This is a genomic window from Ruoffia sp. FAM 24228, assembly GCF_045528575.1.
Taxonomy (GTDB): domain Bacteria; phylum Bacillota; class Bacilli; order Lactobacillales; family Aerococcaceae; genus Ruoffia; species Ruoffia halotolerans.
In genome coordinates this window covers 1-982 of the sequence record NZ_JBGQQZ010000143.1, presented here as the reverse complement: position 1 = coordinate 982, position 982 = coordinate 1, and the positions used below count along the sequence as shown (strand labels likewise).

The 982-nt window shown below is 40.5% G+C and carries 1 protein-coding gene; it reads left to right on the top strand.

Going from position 1 to position 982, the window contains the following annotated elements; all coding sequences use genetic code 11:
- Window positions 1-41: 41 nt before the first annotated feature.
- The coding region (locus ACEN33_RS12410; RefSeq protein ID WP_407095210.1) for an IS1380 family transposase at window positions 42-982 on the top strand (941 nt) is incomplete at its 3' end.

The window sequence follows — 982 nt, the reverse complement described above, 5'->3', positions numbered from 1 at the left end:
GTAAAGGTGTCTAAACCAACCATAAGAAAGGAGTTCTCTTCATGATTAGCTTACACAAAAACCAGGTAAAATTCAATTCAAACATCATCATTTCGCATACAGGTGGTCGTTTATCGAGTGATTCGGGTTTAGTCTTAGTTAAAGAAGTAATGGATACCTTCAAGTTTTCTGATTTGGCGAAATCACTTCTGGACATTAAAGATAACCGTGCTTACTACACGCATGATAATTTAGCGATATTAGAACAGCTCATTATGCAACTGATTGCTGGTTATTCGGCAGACTCGTCAGCTAATCTGTTACGACAGGATCCAGTCTTTCAAATGGTGTTAGGCAGAAAACAATTAGCCTCACAATCGTCAATTTCACGGTTTCTGGATCGTTTCACCACGGAAAATGTGGGTCAATTACAATCATTAAATCAGTCGCTCATTGATAAAGCGCGTTTGATTCGCAATGACACCGAGTTAATCATTGATCTCGATTCCACTCATTCAGATACCTTTGGCCATCAAGAACAAACAGATTATAATGCACATTATCAAACCTACGGCTACCACCCATTAGTTGCCTTTGACGGACTGACTGGAGATTTCTTAAAAGCTGAACTGCGTTCAGGTAATCAGTACACATCTAAAGGGGTGAAAGCCTTTATCGACCCATTGTTACACCACTACAATGAATCCATACCGAATACTGACATATTGGTTCGTGGGGACAGCGGCTTCGCAACACCAGAGGTGTATGAGTCTTGTGAAGAAAATGAAAGTCAGTATGTGATCCGATTAAAGAACAATCGGAGATTAAGTCAATTAGCTGAGCAATCCGTTCTTTACGGAGATAACCAAAAATGGGAAGATCGGGAAGTTCAGTATTTTTCAATGCCTTATCAAGCACAATCATGGTCGAAACCCCGTCGTGTCTGTATTCGATCAATCCGTGAAGCAGGAGAACTCCTCTTTCAACACGCATTCATTGTGAC